The following is a 5,439-nucleotide window of genomic DNA, read 5'->3' as shown; positions in this document are numbered from 1 at the left end:
ACATTATAGCGCGAAGTGCAGACCGCTTCCTAGTCTTTCTGATCATGAGACCAGTTATTTTACTTAAAGGCTGGACATCACCGCTGGTGATGTCCAGCGCAACGCTACAAACTCGCTGCAACCCTGTATTCTACGCCCTTTCCTGACGATCCGCGTGGAAGTTTATGCAACTGGAGGGTTTCGTCGCCCAGCTGGTAGCGAACGATGCGGTCGCCATCCCAGAAGGTGCCGTCGTTGTACCAGTGCCAACCGATGAGCCCCAGTTGCGTATCGGTCTCCAGCTTGTGGACACAATCGTCGACAATCGCGGGTCCGAGCTCGATATCGTTGGCCACGCTGAACAACAGGTTGCCGCGCGCCTCGGCAAAGCAGCGGTTGACACCCTTGGTATGCCCGTAGCCCGAGGGCGTGAAGATCAACCGGTCGATCAACTCGTCCTTTGCGCATGCCTTGAGGTAGTACTCGAGCAGCAGGCTTGCATCGTGGCACGCGACCAGCAATTCGTGCCGGCCGTTCTTCCATTCCCGGATGGCTTCGAGGCAGCCATTGGTGTAGTAACTTTGCGTGCCGTAGGTCGTCACGGCGATGCTGATCTTGTCCTGGCTCAACATCCTGCCGTCGAACAGTGCGCTATCCATAGGTCCCATGAGCGTTGCTTCGATGCGCCACGACCCCTGCACACCCCGGCCCGGCGTGAAGGAGATGATACGAATTTCTAACCGTGCGTAAAATAAACGCCCTCTTTCATCAAGAGGCACAGTACTACTGGGCGCGTGGGCTGTCAAACATGCGAGTGTTCGGCTGAAGATCGGGGACTTTTCGCGCCGTGCATCAGCCCGAGACGCCAAATTCGGAGGCTTTTGGCGTCTCGGCAATGCAACCGCGGACGGGGAACCAGCGCGAGTCACTGCATGAATTCAAGCGCTGATATCACGAGGTGCGTCGTGCCATCTCGATAGGGGGCTTTAGTGTGAGCACCACCTGCCCGGCCCGATTGAGTGCAATCCGTTCATTGGCGATGGCACGACGGGTGATGTATCGGTACAGTGTTGCCTCGTCGGTGCGTCCAGCAGGGCCAATCCCTGGCCCTGGCTTTTGAGTCTCTTCCTCTGATGGGCGGCACAGTACACCTCGGCATGGAAGCTAAAGCCGTGCTCGCTGACACAGCACCCCGGGGTAAGTACGCCTCCCGTGTAGGGACGGTTTGCAAGCTCAGCACTTTCTGGCCCGCCCGGGGCCCGAGCGCGAGACCCGGATTCGGTGTTGGCAAGGTAGGACATCCCCGCTCTTGAATGAGGACCTTGCAAGAACTTCATGAGAGCGCTTCTAGTTCTAACACGAAGGAGTAAGGCCTGCAGCTCTCCAGCGCTCGGAGCGCGCGGCGTGGAATACCGGCGCCCGCCCGGTGGTGCGAATAGACACCATTGCGTACCACCTCGGGCTCGGTCATCGCGAGGGCGAGGCTGGGCGGTGGCGGGACCATGCGGACGAGCGCCTGGAAGAGGACCGCGCCCTCGGTGTATTTGCCCGGCTCCTTGCGGGCGGAGAGCAGCATCGCGCGCTGGCCGGGACTGAGCTCCCGGAAGCTCGCGACCTGCTCGGCCTCATCGCTCTCCATGGCGAGGCAAAGCCAACCACTCCATCATGTTAAGCATGCGCCTTGCGGACTCGGGGAAGTCCCCGAGCGAGTGGGTGATGGCCTAGTACCAGGCCCCGTACTTGCCCCAGAGCCTGATGGCCTTGGTGGTGTACGGCGCGAGCAGCGGGTGGATGGTGATGAGATGCGCCTCGTGGCCCGCACATCCCGTTGATGCCGTTCCGATTGAAGAACGCCCATGCCCGGCCCGCCCGGTCCCGGTGGAGCGCCCGTAGAGCGGCAGGAGGCTCGCGATATGGCTCGCGAAGGTCAGCCGGCCGCGCCTCCGGATGCGGTCGAGGTGGGGCTCGTAGTTCATGGGCAGGTGCTTGATGTAGGCGTCGAGGGCGATGAGATCGTGGGCGCCCGCGATCGGCTGGATGCCGTGGGTCACGAGCAGCGTATGGAGCCCGTGGACCCGCTGCTCAGGCTCGCGAGGTCCGGGGCCCTGAGATAGAGTAGAAGGCCTGCACCAGGGGGTAGACCTTGTCGCCCTCGGCGATCGCCCGTTGCGCCGCCTCGCCGGTCTCGCGCGCGATGAGCGACTCCGCGCCCTCACCGATGGCCGCGCGCACGATCCGCGCGATGTGGTTCAAGACCTGGTACTGTGGCCGGAACACGATGACGAGGGTGAGCACCGTGCCCTCCGGCATCTGATCGAAGGGTGCGAAGGCCTGATCGCCTAAGGCCCGCTCGGCGGTGTAGTGGCCAGGCTCCGGGGTCCTCCGCAGGCCCTGGACGGTGACGCACCGCTGCGGCATGCCATCGAACCACCACACCCCACTCTTCCCGTCCGAGCGCGGCGGGCTCAAGAGGAGCGCATCGGCGAGGTCCCTCCCGAAGGGCAGATCCTCGTCGCCGGGATAGGGCATGCGATCGAGGAGCCGGTAAGGGTCTCCGTCCCCGAGCGACGGTCTCGGGTTGAACCAGGGCACGAGCCACTCGTAGAGCATGCGCCCATCCCCGCGGCGCGCCGTGACACCGGCGGCCGAGAGGGCGGTCATGATCCACACGCAGACATCGTTCAACTCGGCGAGCGGCAAGGATGCCTCCCTCGGGTGCCGCATCCGCCGGTAGACCACCGCCCGCACGCGTCGGCGGCGCCCACGCCAGCGCCCGCCCGTCACCCGGTCCTCGAAGAGGCCCGCGGGCGAGCCGACGCGCGCGAGGTGCGCTTTGAGGGTCTCGAGGTACTGGGCCGTGAAGGGAGATCCGAGGAGCGCCAGATCGGTCTCGTCCCGGATCCCGCAAAGGACCGCCTCCAGGCTCGGATCGTCCCGGACGGAAAGCTGGAGCACCCAGGGGTCGAGGTCTTCTTCGAGAACCGCGTCGGGTCATGAGGTCCTGGAGCCGCGCGCAGAGGCTACCGAGGTACTCCGTACTCTGGCCGTCGGTCGCGGCGGGCCGGATCTCGAAGAAGGCGCCCACGCTCCTGCCGTCGGCCAGCGCGAAGGCCTAGTGCTCGGGCAGGTACTCCACCCAAAGTAGAAGGTCCGTGAAGGATTCGGGCGCGTCGTAGAGCTTCCGGATCCGGGACCAGGTGGGAAGGCCGTGGCATAGCCCGGCACCGCTGCGCCGTCCTCTCCGAGATGGGGATAGACGTATACGATGAGCTGGGGATTGGGGAGCACCGGGAAGCGGGCCTTCGATCTCGTCGTGTGCTTCGTGTTGGCGGCGAGCTCGGGATGAGCCCCGTCATCGGAGGTCCGGGGCGGCGTTCGCCCTTCTAGTCCCGAGTCGGGTCCTGGGGTAGACTTTGGGTAGACTTTCGCACGTGGCAATGCGTGAAATGCGGTGCAACACCATGAACATCACATTAGCAGTAACTTACTGTAATGTCGTTATAAACATGAACAGTATGAAACGATGTGAACCGCGATGAAACGGCACTGCGGATCATTCGTAATCAGCAGGTCGGAGGTTCGATTCCTCTCGCCGACACCAAGGAAAACAATGAGTTACAGAGGAACCGGTCCAGGATTACCCAACCGCTTTCCCGCACAGGCGACGGTACCGGACCATGACAGGCCCTCGGGCCCTCTACGAAAAGATACGAGTGCACTACTCAGTGCCGGGCACACGTGATCTCTTGCTCGTGCTCCCAGGCCATGATGACGCGCCCGCAACCGCATCGGCGCTCCGCATGGGTCCCTCATCGCCATGACTGGCGGCAAGCTCCTATGACCCCAGGCCAGGACCTCGCCACCAGGGCGGACATCGCCGAGCTCAAGGCTGAACTGGAGGCCGACATCGCCTGGATCAAGTGGATCGTCACTGGCGGGGTGGTAGGGCTCTACGTCCTGCGCTCGATCGTCGAGTGGATGCGATGACCGTCCACTACTTGCCCTTGCCGAAGCCCCCGCTCCCGCCCGGTCGGCCGTGTAGGGTGACGTTCCGCAGCGCGACTTCCGAGGACGACCAGGGGAGCCCAAAGACGATCGCGGTGAGCGTTACGGCAGACGACGGGGACTATCAAGCGGTCATCGACGCCGTTGCGAAGGAGGGGGGCCTTTACGCTTCGTCGCCGGAGGCTGGCGTTTTTTTCCTGCCTTGGCCGTGCGCCTACGTGGAGGTCCATCCGCTAGACAATAGCGCAGCGACCGTTGTCCCTATCGATCCTGCCTTGTCGGAAGGTCAAGGCGAACTCCAACCCCAGGGGGGTCGGAGGCAGGATTCAGCTAGCAACACTATCAGCCGAGGACGACAAGCAACCCACCGTGACCCAATGCTAACTGCTCATCAAGCTCCTGTAGCCCCCCTATGAACAACATACAGAGGAGGAATCATGGAAATCGGCACCGATACAACTGCCCGCATCGCCGCGGACATCCTGATCGCGGCATTAGAGGCCAAGGCGATCGCCCCGGGCGGGCCTACGAAAGAGTGCATCCAGCAGATCGCCGAGGCATTCACGGTCATCCATCGTGCCGTCTTGGACGCAGGGAACGGTACGCCGCCTTGAAGCCTTCGGCCAGGGGCAAGCGCTCAACGCGCTTCAGCCGTCGGATCGCCGACTGGAACCGATATATCAGCGGTCCGAATTCATCGGGTTTGGTTTTGTCTGGACGGATGGCGGTTGGGTTACTCATGATTGCACCGCCTTCGTGGGCTTCGGGGTGTGCTCGTGGTCCCTGTGCCAAGCTTCGAGATCCTCGGCTGGACCACATCCTCGGTCGTCTCTGCCAAGACGAAGGCGGCGGGGTCGAGTTCGTTCTGCATCCCGGTGAAGTCGCCGAAGTTTTCTACGACACATTGCAGTCGCGACAGCACCGACAAGAGCCGATGGTCTAAAGCCGTCGAAGCTATGGGTATTCTCGGTAAGGTTGCTTGTAGTCCTAGTGGTGCCAAGGATTGACGCGCATCCAGTGATGGGCGCCGGGTGCCTAAGAACCGCTGTGAGACGGCGTGACGTATTTCCCCCGAAGGGGTCTTGTATTAGCCACGCACCCGGCAGGAGGACACAAAAAAACCGCAAGTCTGACGGGAGCGGTGGCCGCTCACAGTGGAAGGGTACGGATGGGCCGATCCCGCTGTCGGTGACGAAAGCGATCAGTCCGCATCGGCTCACCACAGCGGCGGCACCGCAATGGGAAAAGGAGGCTTAAGCCGGCGCTTCTTTTCGCACCTGCGAGCGGTATCGGCCTTACCACCGCCTTTACAGGTATCTTCGCCCCGCCCTCCGTCGAGCCGATCCCTTCCCCGACCGCCGACCAACATATCCTTTCCGCTACCTCCACAAATCAGGTCATTACCCCCTAGCCCTTTGATGGTGTCGTTGCCTTGCAGACCGACGATCACATCCC

General features: G+C 62.7%; 6 protein-coding genes and 1 pseudogene. 2 read left to right on the top strand and 5 right to left on the bottom strand.

Annotation, left to right across the window (positions count from 1 at the left end; genetic code table 11):
* Nucleotides 1-104: 104 nt before the first annotated feature.
* The 4 genes from M3461_19365 to M3461_19350 all read right to left on the bottom strand — a co-directional run bounded on the left by M3461_19365 (nucleotide 105) and on the right by M3461_19350 (nucleotide 2,934).
* Nucleotides 105-638 carry a hypothetical protein gene (locus M3461_19365; GenBank protein ID MDQ3776356.1) on the bottom strand — a complete coding sequence of 178 codons (534 nt, stop codon included), beginning with the start codon at nucleotides 636-638 and terminating at the stop codon, nucleotides 105-107.
* Nucleotides 639-1,312: 674 nt separating this feature from the next.
* A complete protein-coding gene (locus tag M3461_19360) occupies nucleotides 1,313-1,618 on the bottom strand; it encodes a hypothetical protein (protein ID MDQ3776355.1) in 306 nt (101 codons plus the stop codon).
* Nucleotides 1,619-1,700: 82 nt separating this feature from the next.
* Entirely contained in the window at nucleotides 1,701-2,030 is a 330-nt protein-coding gene (locus tag M3461_19355) for a hypothetical protein (GenBank protein MDQ3776354.1), read from the bottom strand.
* A gap of 31 nt (nucleotides 2,031-2,061) precedes the next feature.
* The gene (locus tag M3461_19350; GenBank protein ID MDQ3776353.1) at nucleotides 2,062-2,934 is read right to left on the bottom strand and encodes a conjugal transfer protein TraC; all 873 of its coding nucleotides are present in this window, start codon (nucleotides 2,932-2,934) and stop codon (nucleotides 2,062-2,064) included.
* 882 nt (nucleotides 2,935-3,816) lie between these two features.
* Here M3461_19350 and M3461_19345 point away from each other — a divergent pair.
* Both M3461_19345 and M3461_19340 read left to right on the top strand, forming a co-directional pair.
* On the top strand, nucleotides 3,817-3,966 hold the full coding sequence (locus tag M3461_19345; protein ID MDQ3776352.1) for a hypothetical protein: 150 nt from the start codon (nucleotides 3,817-3,819) through the stop codon (nucleotides 3,964-3,966).
* Between the two features lie 455 nt (nucleotides 3,967-4,421).
* Nucleotides 4,422-4,598, top strand: a complete 177-nt coding sequence (locus M3461_19340) for a hypothetical protein (GenBank protein MDQ3776351.1) — start codon at nucleotides 4,422-4,424, stop codon at nucleotides 4,596-4,598.
* A 701-nt stretch (nucleotides 4,599-5,299) separates the two neighbouring features.
* Here the strand turns inward: M3461_19340 and M3461_19335 are convergent.
* Nucleotides 5,300-5,439, bottom strand: a pseudogene (locus tag M3461_19335) (calcium-binding protein).

Source organism: Pseudomonadota bacterium (assembly GCA_030860485.1).
In the GTDB taxonomy this organism is placed as follows: Bacteria; Pseudomonadota; Gammaproteobacteria; order JACCXJ01; family JACCXJ01; genus JACCXJ01.
This window is presented reverse-complemented; position numbering and strand designations above follow the sequence as displayed.